We start from the raw sequence: 15745 nt of genomic DNA, 5'->3' as shown, positions 1-15745 counted from the left end.
GATGAGTTGGAAAAACATTTCTCTCGTTCTTGGAGCAGTCTTGACGACCTCTGTCTCGGCGTCCGCACAGGAGCCGAAGGACGCCTTCATGCACCCGCCTGGCGGCATCGCAAACCGCGACTTCAAGGAGATGTCGAATAGCTTGGAAGCAGTGCCTGGCGAATTCGATCTCTTCGCGGAGGTTGAGTCGCAATGCGGCCCCGTCGACGATTCGCAGCACGTCGAGTTCTACGACGGGGCTCTCGGCCCGAGCGAAGCATTCGTCGACCATGAAGAGAGTTCAACGGGCCAGATCCAGTGGAATGCCAATTTCGCGGACCTGTTCAACGGGCCGGGCGACGACCCCGGCAACGTGGCCGGGAAGCGGTGGTGCAGCGGCACTCTGATCGCCGAAGACCTATTCCTGACTGCGGCGCACTGCATCCGGGTTTCGGAGGGGATGCCGTCTTGGCCGACCTACCCGCGGACGCCCAGCCGTTCCGGTATCACCGGCAGGGACTATGTCAAGCCGGCGGAGCTGGCCAAGCTGATGCACGTCAATTTCAACTACCAGCTGGCTCGGGAGACCGAGCGCCCGCGTGTCGCCGACGAGTACCCCATCTTGGAACTGGTGGAGTCGGGAGACGACCGCCCCGCGCCGGGTGGCGGCCACTATGACTATGCCATCCTGCGTCTAGGCAAGGGGGCGGCAGGGCAATTGCCGGGCGCGCGCTATCGGGTCGCCGATTTCGATGCCTCCGAGGGGGCCCTCCGCAAGGTGCGCGAACTTACGATTGTTCAGCATCCAAAAGGCGATCCGAAGAAACTGGAAGCCGGGCTGCTTCACGGTGTCGATGACTGGCAGATCCAGTACGATGACCTGGATACCTTCGGCGGGGCCTCGGGCTCCGGCATTATCGCCGACAGCGGCGCTGTGATCGGCGTGCATACCAACGGCGGGTGCCGCCAGTTCACCGGCGGGTACAACTTCGGCGTCAGCCTCCATGCCGTCAGCACAGTGTCGGAGATCATCAAATGAGGCCGACGGAATTAGTGAGCCGCGGGCGAAAGAGTCGAAGGCCGCGCTGCCGAATTCCTTCTGCCAGGCTCGTCCTGCTATGCGCAGTTCTCGCGGGTGGGGCGGCGCAAGGCCAGAGCACGAAGTTTGGTGACAACTGGCCTATGGTCCCGGTCGATCCGGGAGAGCCGCAATGCTGCGCCACGGGTAAGTGCTGCTCGGCCAACGCCGCAGGTAGCGGCGAGGAGCACTTCGCAGCGGAGAAGGCTTGGCTAGAAATCGAGGCAATGTCAGTTGCGCCGCGCGAGGAATCGCTGGCCTTCAACAAAGCGGCCGCCGGACTCGCTGTTGATGGCTCGCAGGTTGAACCCGAAATCTGCCGAACGGCCAGCGGGGTCGCGCCGGCTGAACTGCGCCGCGGGCTCGTCTTCTACGGAAATTCGACCGAATTCGCGCGGTGTCACGAAGCCGCCGCGCGACTGCTGGAAATGCGCCGCCGGGGTGGAAGCTATACCTGGAAGCTGAGTGATATCGCCCTGACGGACAGCCAACGCCGCAGCTATGCCGATGTGCTGATGGACTACCGTAGGGCCTGTTTTGCGGCGCCGCAGTCGGACATCGCGCGCTCCGTTCTCTCAGAGGAATCGATCAACCAGATCCTGCGGAGTGCGGGAACGATCATTGGCGGCGATGGCAAGCCGTTCTGCGGCGGCGCCATTGTCGGCAATCGGTTGTTTACGGCACGGCACTGCCTCTTGGGCCAGCGGCAATTCACCGGCGGTTCCCTGGCCGTCAAGCTTGGCACCGGCTGGAAATTCGTGGTCTTCGCAGCACCGGATCAGCCCATTGATCTCTCTCAGGCCGAGGTTCCGCAGGACCAGCGCTTCTTCGGCCCAGGGGTTGAGAGCGACTGGGTGTCGCTGATTTTGCCTGCGGGCGCCTTGCCGTTTTCCGGCGAAAGAATCACAGTCCGACAGGCCCAGCCTTGGGACGACTTGATCTTCATCTCCCACAATCGGCACGCCGCCGAAGTTCTGGAACTGCGCAGACGGCTGGGAGACAAGACGGAGGGGCTTGTGGAGCAAATCAGGGAACCGAGCCTGGATGTCTCTCCCTTGTGCCGGGCAGCGATCATAGACGGGCGTCTCATGTACCACGCCTGCCAGACCGAAATCACAACCAGCGGCAGTCCGTTTTTCACCCTGGACAAGGACGGGAAGCTCGCATTGGTGGCGGTTCAATCGCGCCCCGCGGCCGGCTTTGCACCCAGGTGCGAAAGGATGCAGAATCTTGCCGGCTATTATCCGAACATCGCAGTAGTTCTGCCGGAGGCGGTCGGGGGCAGATGAGGCCCCCTACCGCGCCACGCGGTAGAGGCGCTTGTACTCGCCGGGGTTCTCGTTGATGGAGCGGGTGGCCTCCAGGAAGACGTCGAGCTCGGCCGGGGTCATGGACGCCGTCTCCATCTCCAGGGTCTCGCGCTTCACCGGGATGGCCTGGGCGATGGGCGTCCCGGCCGGCAGGGTGCCGATAAAATCCGGGTCGGTCCAGACCGCCGGGATGTGGGTGAAGACGTCGTGGTAGCGGTCGTTGTCGACCAGGCCGGTGATGGTGCGGTAGGGCAGGTCCAGGCGGTTCAGCGGATGGGTGTAGAGGATCGACCAGCCGTCCTCCGGCTCGGCGGCCCAGAGGTTGCGGAACTTCACCGGGATCCAGCCGGGCTTGAACAGCGGCGAGCCCTCGACCTGCTCGGCCACGTGGAAGTGGATCGGCGAGCGCGGCACGTGCGGCGGCATGTCGTCGGGCAGGCCCTCCCAGTGCCACTCGAAGCGGCCGCGGTCGACGTGCAGGTCGCAGGCCAGCGGCAGCATGAAGCCGTGGGTCATGGCGTCGATCACCGGCGGGCAGCCCTTCACCGTCTTCACTTCTTCCTCGAAGTCGGTGGCCCAGGCGGTCAGCGGCATGGTCTTCAGCCAGTCGGGGGTGCCGCGCTTGGCCGGCGTCGGCTTGGGCAGGTAGGGCTCCAGCTCGGGATAGCAGCGGAACTTGATCTTCATGCGGAGTCCTTCTCCGGGCCGGGCGGTGGCGTCTCGATCCGCAGTTCGCGCTTCAGGGCATCGATGTCGAGCCAGAAGCTGCCTTGCGGCTGGTCGACCATGGCGAAGAGCACGGTCTTATAGAGCTTGGGATTGTAGCGCACGGCCCGGCGGTAGTGGTCCATGGCGGCGTCGGACTCGCCGGCGCGCTGCAGGCAGATGGCCAGTTCCAGGTGCGCCCAGGCGTAGTCGGGCTTGATCTTCAGCGCCCGGCGATAGGCCAGGGCGGCGCCCTCCAGGTCGCTGCCTGCGCGGCGGATGTTGCCGATGCGGATCTCGGCCTCGGCGAAGCCCGGAAATATCCTGACGGCCTCTTTCAGCAGCGCCTCGGCCTCCCCGCCGCGCCCCTCCTGCAGCGCCGCGACGGCGCGGTTGCGCAGCAGGGCCGCCGCCTTCACGTGCTCGGGCAGGCCGGCGCCGGCGGATTGCGGATTCGAACCGGGGGTGGGGGCCGTCATGGCTTGGAAGCTAGTCCCGCGCCCGGTAGGGGTCAACAAGCTGCAAGACACCCCGGATCACGGCGCGGCGGCGTCCCGGCTGGTCCCGCGGTTGCGTCCGCGCCACAGCAGGGCGACGGCGGCCAGGGTCAGGGCCAGGCCCACGAGGTCGACCCAGACCGAGGCCGGGAACATGAAGGCCGCTCCGCCGAGGGCGAAGAGTCCGCGCTGCAGCGGCGTGGCGTGCTGGCCGGTCGTCACCGTGCCCTGGATGGCGAAAGCCAGCAGCACGCAGCCGAGGGCGTAGAGCCCGGTCGCGTAGACGATCTCGCTCCAGGTACCGCCCAGCAGCAGCTCCGGCACATAGGCGAAGCTGAAGGGCATGAGCACCAGCGTCGCGCCGTACTTCAGGGCGGAGAAGCCGGTCTTCATCGGCGGCGCCCCGGCGATGGCGGCCCCGGCGAAGGCCGAGACGCAGACCGGCGGGGTGATGTTCGACAGGCAGGCGGCATAGAACACCGCCAGGTGCGCGGCGATGACCGGCACGTCGAGCTGGATCAGCGCCGGGGCGGCGACCACCGAGAGGATGATGTAGGACCCGGTGGTCGAGGAGCCCATGCCGATGATGATGGAGACCAGGGTCACCAGGCAGAGGGCGATGAAGAGCTGGCCCTGGGAGAAGTCGATGAGCACCGCCGAGAACTTGAGGCCGAGACCGGCCAGCACGATGCCGCCGATGATGACGCCCAGGGTGCCGATGGCGGCGCCGGCCGAGGTGTTGCTGGTGGCGCCGCCGACCAGGCCCTGCAGGATCGCCGAGGAACCCATGCGGGTTTCCTTGTGGCGCCACGACAGCACGGCGGCGGAGACGGTGCCCCAGAAGGCGCAGAACTCCGGCGAGTAGCCGCTGAACAGCAGACCGATGACGACCACCAGCGGCAGGATGAAATGGCCGCCTTCCAGCAGCACCTTGCGCACGCTGGGGATATCCTCCGCCGGCAGGCCTTTCAGGCCAAGGCGCACGGCCTCCAGGTCCACCATGGAGAGCAGGAAGAGGAAGAAGACGCAGGCCGGGATGACGTTCATCAGGGCGATGGTCAGGTAGCTGCTCTCGGTCAGCGTCGCCAGGATGAAGACGCCCGCGCCCATGACCGGCGGCATGAACTGCCCGCCGGTGGAGGAGATGGCCTCGATGGCGCCGGCGTCGTGGGGGCGGAAACCGGTGCGCTTCATCAGCGGGATGGTGAAGGAGCCGGTGGTGACCACGTTGGCCACCGAGGAGCCGGAGATCGAGCCGAAGAGCGCCGAGGTCAGCACCGCCACCTTGGCCGGGCCGCCGCGCCAGCGCCCGGCGATGGCCGTGCCCAGGTTCATGAAAAAGTTTCCGGCGCCGGAGCGCTCCAGGAAGGCGCCGAAGATCATGAAGGGGAAGACGAAGGTGGCGAAGGTCGCCGTCACCACGCCGAAGAGCGCTTCCTGCGTGGAATAGGTGAACTCCAGGATGCGCTCGACCGACATGCCGGGATGCGAGAGGCGCCCCGGCAGGTAGGCGCCGTAGTAGAGCTGCGCCAGGAAGATGAGGGCGATGATGGAGATCACCGGCCCCAGCGTGCGCCGGCTTGTCTCCAGCATGAGGAGGATGGCGACGGCGCCCATGACCAGGTCGCTCTGGCTGGGCGAGGAGACGCGGAACATGGCGTAGCTGACGTACTGGTCGATCCAGTACCACATGGTCACCACGGTCGCCGCGATGAGCACCAGGTCGACGATGCTGGGGCGATGCTTCGGCGCGCCCTTGCGCGCGGGATAGAGCAGGAAGACCAGCACCGAGGTCAGCATCAGGTAGATGCCGCGGTTGCTCTGGGTCGAGACCAGGCCGAAGCCGGAGGTGTAGAGGTAGAAGCCGGAAAAGCCGACGGCGACGAGATTGAAGGCCAGGGCGTAGAGGCCCGTCAGGGTGCGGCGCGAACCCTCGACCCGGAACAGCCAGGCGGTATCGAACATGCCGTCGGTTCTTCTCAAAAAAAACTCTGCCCCGTCCGGCCTGAAGCGGGACGGGGCAGGGAGTTCACAGGGATCAGTTCGGCCAGAGGCCCTTGGACTTGTAGTAGGCCTCCGCGCCGGGGTGCATCGGCGCGCCCAGGCCCTGGAAGTTCACGATGTCGGGCTTCATCTGGCCCCAGGCCTTGTGGCCGGCGGCCAGCTTGTCCTGCTTGGCATAGGCGATGGCCAGCATCTTCTCGACGATGTCGGCCGGGACGCGCTCATGCGCCACCCAGTAGACGGTGGTGTAGGGCAGGTCGGTGTCGGGCACGCCCTTGTACATGGTCGAGGGCATGGTGCCGGCGGCATAGAAGGGATAGGTGTCGCTGATCTTGCCCAGCTTGTTCTCGCCGTAGGGCAGCACCACGATGTCGCGGGTCTCGGCCAGCTCGGTGACCGCCGCGGCCGGCGCCGAGGACTGGCAGAGGGCGTCGATCTGGCCGTTGCCCAGCGCGCGGCCGGCGTCGGCGAAGGTCATCATCGAGGGCTCCACCGCGTCCAGCAGGCCCAGGGCGCGCAGGATGTTGGAGCAGTTGAAGACGGTGCCCGATCCCGGCGGGCCGAGGGCCACCTTCTTGCCGTCCAGATCCTCCAGCGACTCGATGCCACTGCCGGACAGGGTCACGAAGTAGGTCGGGCCCTGGTAGGCCATGGCGACGCCGCGCAGCATGGTGCCCTTGTCGCCGCCCTCGAAGGGGCCGGTGGGCTCCTGCGACATGTAGACGTGGGAGCCGTAGACGATGCCCATGTCGAGCTCGCCCTTGATCAGGCGCTTGGCGTTCTCGGTGGAGCCGCCGGTGGTCACCTGGGTGATGTTGACGTCGGGCAGCTCGTTGCCGATCTCGGTGCCTGCCACGCCGACCATGTAGTACATGACGCCGCCGGGGTTGGAACCACCCCAGGCGATGTCGGTCTGGGCCTGCGCCACGCCGCCCGTCGAGGCGGTCAGCAGCGCAGCCGTGAGTGCTAGGGCTGTCTTCTTCACGTTTTCCTCCCTCTCTTGTGCGCGGTGCGGCGGTGCCGCCGCGCGTTGTTATTGCGGTGCCCCGTTTTTTTCGGGGTCTTTCATTCTTCAGGCCTTCATCTCTTCACAGGTGTTCTCCAGGGTGCCGATGCCGTCGATCTCCAGGCGCACCACGTCGCCGGCTTTGAGATACTTCGGCGGGTCGAAGCCGATGCCGACGCCGGCCGGCGTGCCGGTGGCGATGACGTCGCCCGGCAGCAGGGTGATCCCGTTGGAGATCGCGGCGATGATCGTCGGCACGTCGAAGATCAGAAGCCCGGTGTTCGAGTCCTGGCGCTTCTCGCCGTTGACGAAGCTGCGCACCGCCGTGTCGGCCAGGTCGATCTCGTCCTTGGTCACCGCCCAGGGGCCCATGGGGCAGAAGCTGTCCTGCGACTTGCCGAGCAGCCACTGGCTGTGGCGCCCCTGGATGTCGCGCGCCGTCACGTCGTTGACGATGGTGTAGCCCCAGACGTGGTCCAGCGCCTGTTCCTTCGGGATGTTGCGCCCCTCGCGCCCGATGATCACCGTCAGCTCGACCTCGTAGTCGACGGCGGTGGAGACCTTCGGGTCGATGCGGATGGGCGCGCCGGGCCCGGCCACGCTTTCGGGCACCTTGGAGAAGACGATGGGTACCTTCGGCACGTTGCCCGCGGCGGCGCTGGAATCGAAGCCGCTCTTCGAAAACTCCTCGGCATGGTCGTAGTAGTTCTTGCCGACACAGAAGACGTTGCGCCGCGGGCGGGGCAGGGGCGCCTCCAGGGTCACCTCGGCAAGCGGCAGTTCCGCCTGCAGGGTCGGCAGCGGGTTCATGCCGATCAGGCAGGCGATGCCGTCCTCGGTTTTCTCCGCCGGCAGGTCGAAGGGGGCGATGGTGCCCTTCTCCGGGTCGACCACGCCGACCCGCCGTTGTCCCTGGTGCCGAAAAGTCGCGATCTTCACTCTCTACTCCACCAAAACTCAACCAATATCTGCCAATTTGTCTCCAATACAAGCACCATTGCCGGAGGCGGTCAAGGAACCGCCTGGCGAAATTCTGCGCAATTTCACCCCTTTGGTGCCGTTATTGTATTTGGGCCTGTGCCAATCTATAATCGGCGCAGTATTGGTTCAGTAGTAGATGAGAAACTACCGATGGATGGTCTGAACGTGCGGGAGAAGGCGGCGAGCGGCACCGCGGCGCTCACCGAGTTCATCGAGCGCAACATCGCCGAGGGGATCTGGCAGGCCGGCACCAAGCTGCCGACCGAGCGGGTGCTGGAGCGCCAGTTCGGCGTCTCGCGCAACACCCTGCGCAAGAGCCTGAAGCGCCTGGAACAGCAGGGCAAGATCACGCGCCACGTGGGGCGCGGTTCCTTCGTCGCGGAGGCCGCGGCCGAGGCGCCGGTGCGGCCCGCCGACCTTTCCGGGCTGGCCTGGCGCATTCAGGGCGCCAGTCCGGTCGAGGTCATGGAGGTGCGCCTGATGATCGAGCCGCTGGCGGCCGAGCTGGCCGCGGTGCGCGCCACCGCCGAGGACCTGCAGCGCCTCGACGACTGCCTCTGGCACTGCGAGCACGCCGGAGACGTGCCGGAGTTCGAATACTGGGACGGCATGCTGCATGTGGCCATCGTCTCGGCTGCCAAGAACGGCATGCTGAGCGCGCTCTACGAGGCCATCAACAACCTGCGCGGCCAGGCCGAGTGGCAGCGCCTGAAGGAGCGCAGCGTGACGCCGGAACGCCGCGGGAACTACCGCGACCAGCACCGCCGCATCGTGCAGTGCCTGAAGGACCGCGATGCCGAGCAGGCCAAGGCCGAGCTGCAGCACCACCTGACCCAGGTGCGCAACAACCTCTTCGGCGCCTGAGGGCGCCGGCCTAGACGCCGAACAGCTTTTCCAGGCGGTCGAAGGCGGTGTCGATGACCTCGTCGGCGACGCAGTAGGCCATGCGCAGGTGGTGCTCGCCGCTGGGGCCGAAGGCGGCGCCCGGCGTCAGCGTGACGTGGGTCTTTTCCAGGACATCGATGCAGAAGTCGTGGGCGTTGCCGTGCTGCGCGACAATGCGCGGGAAGACGTAGTAGGCGCCCTCCGGCTTGTGATAGTCGAAGACGTGGGGCAGGCGATCGAGGCGTTCGCAGATGAGCGCGCGCCGCCGGGCGAGGACGCCTTCGAACTCCTTCAGATGCACCGGCTCTTCGGTCAGCGCCGTGAGAGCGGCGAGTTGGGAGACGCGCGGTGCGCAGATCAGCGTCGCGTCATGCACCTTCAGCACTTCCTTCTTCACGGCCTCGGGCAGGATCATGTAGCCGATGCGCCAGCCGGTCATGGCGTAGGCCTTGGAGAAGGTGAAGAGGTAGATGAGGCTGTCGGCCAGCTCCGGCACCGAGGAAAGATTGAAATAGCTGTCCCGGTTCTCGTAGCAGAAGTGCGAGTAGGGATCGTCGAGCAGGATCTTCACGTCGTGCTGCCGCGCGATCTCGCCGACGCGGCGCAGCTTGGCTTCGGAGAAGATCTTGCCGGTGGGGTTGGAGGGCGAGACCAGGACGATGGCCTTGGTGCGCGGCGTGATGAGCCCGGGCAGGGCCTCCGGGTCGAGCTGCCAGCCCTGGGCCGCGTCCAGGGGCCAGAACACCGGCACGCCGCGACACAGGCGGATCTGCTGGAAGTGGGAGGCGAAGCCGGGGTCGGTGACGATGATCTCGTCGCCGGGGTTCAGCAGCGTATGGAACAGGGCGTTCAGGCCCTGCATGTTGCCGGCGGTGATGGTGACGTTGCGGTCCGGGTCGACCGCGATTCCCGTCGCCGCTTCGTGCGCCGCCGCGGCGGCCCGGCGCAGCGATGGCAAGCCGTCGGGCAGGCTGTACATGCCCAGTTCCGGGTCGCTGTCCAGCAGGTTCTTCACCGCCGCGCGGATGTAGGCGGGCGTCTGGAAGGAGGGCAGACCCCAGGTCAGCGAGGCGACGTCGTCCAAGGGCGCCGCCCGCATGGCCATCTCCTTGATCGCGGAGACGGTGATGCCGGCGACGTTCTCGGCGAGCCAGGCGCGCGCGTCAGTCATATTTCGGCAAGGGCCCCTTGTGAGTTCGCCATGAAGAGTAGCACCGGCGCGGCGGCCGCGGAGTTGATTTGCCGCAATCGGCCCCTCAGTGCTTCTCGATCTGCTTGATCAGCCGCAGGGCGTCCCTGGGGGCCTGACCCTCGGCGTCGTTGTCGAAGAAGACGAAGCAGTCTCGGCCCTCCCGGCGCCAGGCCTGCAGCCGCTGGGCGATCGTGGCCAGGCGCTCAGCGCTGTAGCTTCCTTCGTAGGCGGCGCCGGGGCCGTGCAGGCGCAGGTAGACGAAGTCGGCGGTGACCTCATGGGGCGACTGCCGCCCCGCCAGGTCGTAGATGCAGAAGGCGGCGCCCCGGTTTTCCAGGGCGGCGTAGACGGCGGGGTCGAACCAGCTTTCGTCGCGGAACTCGAAGGCGTAGCGCCGGCCTTTCGGCAGGGCGGCGAGGAAGCTTTGCAGGCGTTCCAGGTTGCAGCGCCAGCGCGGCGGCAGCTGGAAGACCACCACCTTCAGCTTGTCGCCCAGCTGGCCCATACCGTCGAAGAAGGGCGGCAGGGTTTTCTGCGGTTCCTTCAGCTTCTTCATGTGGGTGATGAAGCGGCTGGCCTTGCAGGTGAAGGCGAAATCCTTCGGTGTCGCGGCGCGCCAGTGGCTGAGGGTCTCGGGCGAAGGCAGGCGGTAGAAGCTGTTGTCGGCCTCGACGGCGGAAAACCGCGTGGTGTAGTAGGCCAGGAAGGCTGCCGGGCGCGTCCCCACCGGGTAGAAGGGCCCGATCCAGTGCCGGTAGTGCCACCCGCAGGTGCCGATGTGCAGGGCGCCGCGCTTCGCCATGGCGGCAGGGTAGCGCGCCGCGTGGTCTCAGCCCAGGGCAGAGCTGCTTTGCGGGGCCTCAACCGCGGCGTTCGGCGGGCATGCCAGGTGACGACGGCACGAAGACGGCGGATGGCGGAACAAGGACCGGGACTGGCGACCTGGCCGGGGAGGTCGAGATTCACGGCGAAGCTGAGGCCCCCGGCAGAGGACCTGACGCCCGCCCGGCCGCCGCTGTCGGGCGGCCCTGGCCCGGGCGGAAAGCCAGGGAAAGCGCCTTGTCAGTATGGCTCCCGTGCCTTAGGTTCGCTGCCAAGGCCGGGCAGGATGCGGCATCGGCCGTCGGTAGATTCCCTTCGGACACAACATGGCCACCAACGCTCTGCTCACCGATCTTCCGGATGCCGTCGTCCTCGAGGACGTCGGCTGCCCGATGGGCTGTCCGCGGGGCGAGGAGCCGGTGCTGACCGGCCATGACCGCCTGCACGCCCTGCCGGGCACCTTTTCGATCGTCAGGTGCAAAACCTGTGGGCTGATGCGCACCAACCCGCGGCCTGATGAGCGGTCTATGTCGTTTTACTATCCGGACGACTACCAGCCTTACGCGGACACGAGCGTCTCCAAGGCTGGGCCTCGAAAAGGCAAGACTCGCCCGGCCAAGCGGCAGGGCCTTTTCCGCCGCTTGCTGAGGCCCGATCCGCGAGGACTGCCGCCGGTCGCGCCGGGGCGATTGCTGGAACTGGGCTGCGCCTCCGGCAGCTTCCTGCACAAGATGGCTCAGGCAGGCTGGGAGGTCGAGGGCATCGAGCCGTCGGCCCATGCAGCAAGGCAAGCCTGCGCAGCCGGCTACAAGGTCCGCAATGTTTCGCTGGAGGCTGCGAGCGATCCCGAGGCTCCCTTCGACATCATTGTGGGCTGGATGGTCCTGGAACACCTGCACGAGCCTTTGGCGGCGCTGCAGAAGCTCAGGCGCTGGGTCCCTGAAGACGGCTGGTTGGTTTTGTCGGTGCCGGACGCCGGTGGGCTGGAGTTCAAGCTGTTTAATGACCGATGGTACGCTCTGCATCTGCCGGCCCACCTGCATCACTTTTCGCGGGCGACGCTGACCAGCCTGTTGGCCGCGGGAGGCTGGAAAGTCGAGCGTATCGTGTGGCACAGAAGCGCCAAGAACACGCTGATGAGCCTCTCCTATCTCGCCTCCGATCTCGGCTGCCCGCGCGCGGCGGCCTTCTTCCGAGATGCCGGTGAGCGGCGCAGGTTTAAGGCTGTGGGCAAGACGGTCGGTATCCTGATGGGACTGTTTCACCAGAGTGGGCGCATGACCGTTTGGGCAAGGCCCGGCTAGCGTGGTGCAGACTACGCCAGCGGCCACAGCAGCTCGGCATGAGGAGCACGGCGACGATCGGGGAGCTCAAGGGGCGACTCGCGTTTCAACCTCGACCGGTCCCGTGATCGGCTGGTGGCCGTACAGCTACGACCCCTCAGTAGCCAGTGTCCGTATTCGCTGCCTGCATCCACTGGCGGCGTTGCAACGGGCCGGCTATCCCATCGAACTCTATGATCCCAGGAACGCGGGCCGTTATAGGGTCGTGCTGTTCTCCAAGCATTTCAGCCAGCAGTCGCTTGAGGCGGCGCAGGCACTCAAGCGCAACGGCACGCGCATTATCTACGACCTCTGCGACAACTATTTCAGCAATCCGGAGGAACAGGAAAAACGGCAGGAGAAGATGGGTCGGCTGAGCCAGTTTCTCGACCTTGCCGACAGGGTAGTAGTTTCCACTGACGCGCTGGCTGAAGTGGTGGCGGCCCAGATGAAGTTGACGCAGCCGGTGACAGTGGTCGGCGATGCGGTGGAGCCGAGGGCGAATGTGGTGCGCCTCTCTTTGTGGCGATCATGGTTTGGTGCGGCCAAGGTTTGGTATTGGGCGCAGCGGTTGCGCAGTCAACGGCGCCAAGGGCGGCATGCGTTGGTGTGGTTCGGCAACCGCGGCAGCAGCTTCGCCGGCGGCATTCGCGACCTCGCGACGATCCGAGACGCTTTGGAAGCCGTCAACCGGGACTATCCGCTTACACTGACCGTCATCAGCAACAGCAGGCGCGGCTACAAGGAAACGGTAGAAGGGTGGTCTGTGCCGACGCGCTACATCGCCTGGGACCTGGTGAGCGCGCCGGGCATCATCGCCGCACACGATGTGGCGGTAATTCCCATCGTCGCGAACCCGATCACCGTCTGCAAGACCAACAACCGCCTTGCCGCTGCGCTGCATCTCGGAGTGGCGGTGGTGGCCGACCCGATCCCGAGTTACGAGGCCTTCTCCGGCGCCTGCATTCTCGGCGATTGGGAGGCAGGTCTGCGACGATACCTGGCGGACAGCAGCCTGAGGCAGCGCCACGTTGCCGAAGGCCGCGCGATCATCGAGCGGGACTGGAAGATTGAACGTATTGCAGAGCAGTGGAAGGCACTCTTTGATGCCGCGCTGCAGGATTAGAGGAGCTTGCACCAAAATGGTGCATGGCTGGCAGGATTGGGCCGAGCCCGGCATCCTGTGGAATGGAAGAGGTTGCAGAAGCTGATGATGGTGGCGAAAACGCGTCGCGGGTGGGGAAGGCCTTGAGTATATCTCTTCGTAGAATCCTGCGGCACAGCCTCCCGCGCCCATTGTGGCGATATCTCCCGACCCGGATGCACCTTTCTTTGCTGCGTAGCGGCGGACTGGACCGGATGCTGGTGGTGCTCCCTGAACACCGTGTCGTCTACACGGTGGTTCCAAAAGCGGCAAACAGCACGATCAAACGTTTCCTGGTTGCGGCATGCGGTGAAGTGTTGCCAGCCGCCGACGCGATGGTGTCGGTTCAGCGCGGCTCCCTGCTGCCCGACACACGCAAATTCAGTTCCAGAGAGTTGCATACGGCCATAAACGACAGCGGCTGGTTCCGGTTTACCTTTGTGCGCAACCCCTATGACCGGCTTGTGTCTGTGTATAAGGATAAGGTTATCGGGCTCGGCACGGTAGATACAGGGCTTCAATACGTGAAGCGCCTGGATCCTGAAGCCAGCGGTGCGATACCTTTCAGGGACTTCGTGCAGGCAGTGTGCGATCAAAAGGACGAGGACATGGATGCGCATTGGCGTCCCCAAGCGTCCTTGATCATGAGCGAAGCCATTAGCTATAGCCATATCGGGCATGTCGAGAACTTTGCGAGAGATATGGAGCCGGTGGTTCGTCGCTTGGCGTTGCCTGCGGAGCTCGTCGAACAGCTTGGCAGAGAGCCTATCAATCCGACTCGGAAGGCATCCTTGGAGGAGCGCTTTGCCCCGAGCTTTGATGCGGAGCTCGCGGACACCGTTTTCCGGCGCTACAGACGAGATTTCGAGCTCTTCGGATATGCGCCTGATTGCTGGCAGACTCAGTCGCCGCCCAGCGAAGCCAAGGGGTAGACGATGACAAGGCCGTCCGCCGATCCGGACGATGCCCTTTTGACCACAAAGGGCGCATTCTGGGCGGGATGATGACGGCCCTGCCTGTGAAGGCAGCGACCGTCGGGCTCGCGAGTGTCTTTTCGCCTTGACCCCCCGGCGATTCCTGCAAATAGATGGGCCATGATCGGCATTCTTCGCATCTTCTATGGGGCCAAGGGCACCACGCCCTGGCTCGTTCTCGGCTGCCTGCTGCTGGCGGGCCTCGCCGAGGGGGTGGGCATGGCGGCCCTGCTGCCCGCGCTCTCCGTGACCATGGAGGACGGCGGCGGCGAGACCTCGCCGGTCGCCCGCTACGTCACCGAGATCCTGGGCTGGGTCGGCCTGCAGCCGAGGCTCGACGTGCTGCTGACCCTGGTGGTCGGTGGCATCACCGTGAAGTGCCTGCTGACCATGGCGGCCATGAGGTACGTGGGCAATGCGGTGGCTGACGTGGCCACCGGCTTACGCGCGGAGCTGATCAAGAGTCTCCTCAACGTGCGCTGGGCCTATTTCACGCACCAGCCGCTGGGGCGCATTGCCAACGCCGTGAGTGTCGATGCGACGCGCGCCGGGCGGGCCTACCTGATGGCGGCGATCTTCCAGGTCAACATGATCCGCACCGCGATCTACTGCGCCGTGGCGGCGCTGATCTCCTGGCGCCTCGCCCTGGCTGCCCTTGCGCTGGGCGGCGTCATCGCGCTGACGCTGAGCTTTCTCATCCGGACCAGCAAGAAGGCCGGACGGCGCCAGACCAAGCGCACGACCGAGCTGGTGGTCTACCTGAGCGACGCGCTCAGCAACATCAAGCCGCTGAAGGCCATGGCCAAGTCGGGGCCCTTCGCCAACCTGTTCGACCGCAAAATCGAACAGCTCAAGCAGGCCCTGCGCAGCCAGGTGGTCAGCGAGTACGCGCTGAAAAACCTGGAAGAGATCCTGGTCGCCGCCTCGGTCGGCATCGGCTTCTACTTCGCCACCACTTACTGGGACGTGCCGGTGAAGCAGCTGCTGGTCATGGGCCTGCTGCTGTTCCAGACCGTCTCCAGCATCGGCGTCATGCAGCGCCAGCTGCAGAAGGCCTACTTCGTGGAGAGCGGGTACTGGGCGGTGCGCGACCTGATCGCGGAGACCGAGGCGGCCCGCGAGCCGGAGTCCGGCCGCAGCGCGCCGAGCCTGGAACAGGGTTGCCGCTTCGACAACGTGTCCTTCGCCTACGGCACGGAGAACGTGCTGAGCGAGGTGAACATGGAGCTTCCCGCCGGCGGCCTGACCGTCATCACCGGCGCCTCCGGGTCGGGCAAGACGACGCTGACCGACCTGCTGCTCGGCTTCTATCACCCGCAGAGCGGCCGCGTCCTTATCGACGGCACGCCGCTGGCCGAGATCGACCTGCAGGCCTGGCGCGGCATGGTCGGCTATGTGCCCCAGGAACTCATCCTGTTCCACGACACGGTGCTGGCCAACGTCACCCTGGGCGACCCGCGCCTTGGGGCGGAGGACGCCCGGCGCGCCCTCGAGGCGGCCGGCGCCTGGGACTTCGTGGCGGCCCTGCCCGAAGGCCTGGAGACCATTGTCGGCGAGAAGGGGGCCAAGCTGTCCGGCGGGCAGCGCCAGCGCATCGCCCTGGCCCGCGCCCTGGTGGGGCGGCCCAGGCTGCTGATCCTCGACGAGGTGACCTCGGCCCTCGACCCGCGCACGGAGCGCGACATCTGCCGCAACATCGATGAACTGGGCGGCGGGATTACGATCCTGGCGATCACCCACCGCGAGGCCTGGACCGAGATCGCCGATCGCACCTACCGCATCGACCGCGGCAGGGCCGAGCTGGCGAAGGAAGGCCGCGACCTGAAGCGCCCGGCCTGAGCCTCCG

Annotated in this window: 14 protein-coding genes; 7 read left to right on the top strand and 7 right to left on the bottom strand. The window is 65.9% G+C overall.

The window, feature by feature from the left end; translation table 11 throughout:
- Window position 1 precedes the first annotated feature (1 nt).
- Both H7X47_RS24195 and H7X47_RS24190 read left to right on the top strand, forming a co-directional pair.
- A complete protein-coding gene (locus tag H7X47_RS24195; protein WP_193371351.1) occupies window positions 2-1018 on the top strand; it encodes a trypsin-like serine peptidase in 1017 nt (338 codons plus the stop codon).
- Between the two features lie 143 nt (window positions 1019-1161).
- Complete coding sequence (locus tag H7X47_RS24190) at window positions 1162-2346, top strand: hypothetical protein (protein ID WP_193371350.1); 1185 nt, start codon at window positions 1162-1164, stop codon at window positions 2344-2346.
- 6 nt (window positions 2347-2352) lie between these two features.
- On the opposite strand, the gene H7X47_RS24185 is transcribed toward H7X47_RS24190, so the two are convergent.
- From H7X47_RS24185 to H7X47_RS24165, 5 genes are all read right to left on the bottom strand, one after another.
- Window positions 2353-3054: a hypothetical protein gene (locus tag H7X47_RS24185; protein ID WP_193371349.1), complete on the bottom strand. Its 702-nt coding sequence runs from the start codon at window positions 3052-3054 to the stop codon at window positions 2353-2355.
- On the bottom strand, window positions 3051-3551 hold the full coding sequence (locus H7X47_RS24180; protein ID WP_193371348.1) for a tetratricopeptide repeat protein: 501 nt from the start codon (window positions 3549-3551) through the stop codon (window positions 3051-3053). The genes H7X47_RS24185 and H7X47_RS24180 overlap by 4 nt, the downstream gene beginning before the upstream one ends.
- Before the next feature lie 57 nt (window positions 3552-3608).
- On the bottom strand, window positions 3609-5534 hold the full coding sequence (locus tag H7X47_RS24175) for a TRAP transporter permease (RefSeq protein ID WP_193371347.1): 1926 nt from the start codon (window positions 5532-5534) through the stop codon (window positions 3609-3611).
- Between the two features lie 73 nt (window positions 5535-5607).
- The gene (locus H7X47_RS24170; RefSeq protein WP_193371346.1) at window positions 5608-6558 is read right to left on the bottom strand and encodes a TAXI family TRAP transporter solute-binding subunit; all 951 of its coding nucleotides are present in this window, start codon (window positions 6556-6558) and stop codon (window positions 5608-5610) included.
- 87 nt (window positions 6559-6645) lie between these two features.
- Complete coding sequence (locus H7X47_RS24165) at window positions 6646-7518, bottom strand: fumarylacetoacetate hydrolase family protein (protein WP_193371345.1); 873 nt, start codon at window positions 7516-7518, stop codon at window positions 6646-6648.
- 192 nt (window positions 7519-7710) lie between these two features.
- Between H7X47_RS24165 and H7X47_RS24160 the strand changes: the two genes are divergently transcribed.
- Complete coding sequence (locus H7X47_RS24160; protein WP_193371344.1) at window positions 7711-8424, top strand: FadR/GntR family transcriptional regulator; 714 nt, start codon at window positions 7711-7713, stop codon at window positions 8422-8424.
- 10 nt (window positions 8425-8434) lie between these two features.
- Here H7X47_RS24160 and H7X47_RS24155 read toward each other — a convergent pair whose 3' ends face one another.
- Both H7X47_RS24155 and H7X47_RS24150 read right to left on the bottom strand, forming a co-directional pair.
- Entirely contained in the window at window positions 8435-9616 is a 1182-nt protein-coding gene (locus H7X47_RS24155; RefSeq protein ID WP_193371343.1) for a pyridoxal phosphate-dependent aminotransferase, read from the bottom strand.
- A gap of 85 nt (window positions 9617-9701) precedes the next feature.
- Entirely contained in the window at window positions 9702-10439 is a 738-nt protein-coding gene (locus H7X47_RS24150; protein ID WP_193371342.1) for a DUF72 domain-containing protein, read from the bottom strand.
- 346 nt (window positions 10440-10785) lie between these two features.
- On the opposite strand from H7X47_RS24150, the gene H7X47_RS24145 reads away from it, so the two are divergent.
- The 4 genes from H7X47_RS24145 to H7X47_RS24130 all read left to right on the top strand — a co-directional run bounded on the left by H7X47_RS24145 (window position 10786) and on the right by H7X47_RS24130 (window position 15738).
- Window positions 10786-11763: a class I SAM-dependent methyltransferase gene (locus H7X47_RS24145; protein ID WP_193371341.1), complete on the top strand. Its 978-nt coding sequence runs from the start codon at window positions 10786-10788 to the stop codon at window positions 11761-11763.
- Between the two features lie 103 nt (window positions 11764-11866).
- The gene (locus tag H7X47_RS24140; RefSeq protein ID WP_193371340.1) at window positions 11867-12907 is read left to right on the top strand and encodes a glycosyltransferase family protein; all 1041 of its coding nucleotides are present in this window, start codon (window positions 11867-11869) and stop codon (window positions 12905-12907) included.
- 233 nt (window positions 12908-13140) lie between these two features.
- Window positions 13141-13857 (top strand): sulfotransferase family protein, encoded by a 717-nt coding sequence (locus H7X47_RS24135; protein ID WP_193371339.1) that lies wholly within the window; start codon window positions 13141-13143, stop codon window positions 13855-13857.
- A 162-nt stretch (window positions 13858-14019) separates the two neighbouring features.
- Window positions 14020-15738, top strand: coding sequence for an ABC transporter ATP-binding protein (locus H7X47_RS24130; RefSeq protein ID WP_193371338.1), 1719 nt, complete (start codon window positions 14020-14022; stop codon window positions 15736-15738).
- Window positions 15739-15745 lie beyond the last annotated feature (7 nt).

This window comes from Pelagibius marinus, from assembly GCF_014925385.1.
GTDB lineage: Bacteria > Pseudomonadota > Alphaproteobacteria > Kiloniellales > Kiloniellaceae > Pelagibius > Pelagibius marinus.
This window is presented reverse-complemented; position numbering and strand designations above follow the sequence as displayed.

Coding starts and splice junctions, on each gene's coding strand:
- H7X47_RS24195 (WP_193371351.1), top strand. CDS start 2: ATGAGTTGGAAAAACATTTCTCTCGTTCTTGGAGCAGTCTTGACGACC.
- H7X47_RS24190 (WP_193371350.1), top strand. CDS start 1,162: ATGGTCCCGGTCGATCCGGGAGAGCCGCAATGCTGCGCCACGGGTAAG.
- H7X47_RS24185 (WP_193371349.1), bottom strand. CDS start 3,054: ATGAAGATCAAGTTCCGCTGCTATCCCGAGCTGGAGCCCTACCTGCCC.
- H7X47_RS24180 (WP_193371348.1), bottom strand. CDS start 3,551: ATGACGGCCCCCACCCCCGGTTCGAATCCGCAATCCGCCGGCGCCGGC.
- H7X47_RS24175 (WP_193371347.1), bottom strand. CDS start 5,534: ATGTTCGATACCGCCTGGCTGTTCCGGGTCGAGGGTTCGCGCCGCACC.
- H7X47_RS24160 (WP_193371344.1), top strand. CDS start 7,711: ATGGATGGTCTGAACGTGCGGGAGAAGGCGGCGAGCGGCACCGCGGCG.
- H7X47_RS24155 (WP_193371343.1), bottom strand. CDS start 9,616: ATGACTGACGCGCGCGCCTGGCTCGCCGAGAACGTCGCCGGCATCACC.
- H7X47_RS24150 (WP_193371342.1), bottom strand. CDS start 10,439: ATGGCGAAGCGCGGCGCCCTGCACATCGGCACCTGCGGGTGGCACTAC.
- H7X47_RS24145 (WP_193371341.1), top strand. CDS start 10,786: ATGGCCACCAACGCTCTGCTCACCGATCTTCCGGATGCCGTCGTCCTC.
- H7X47_RS24135 (WP_193371339.1), top strand. CDS start 13,141: ATGCTGGTGGTGCTCCCTGAACACCGTGTCGTCTACACGGTGGTTCCA.
- H7X47_RS24130 (WP_193371338.1), top strand. CDS start 14,020: ATGATCGGCATTCTTCGCATCTTCTATGGGGCCAAGGGCACCACGCCC.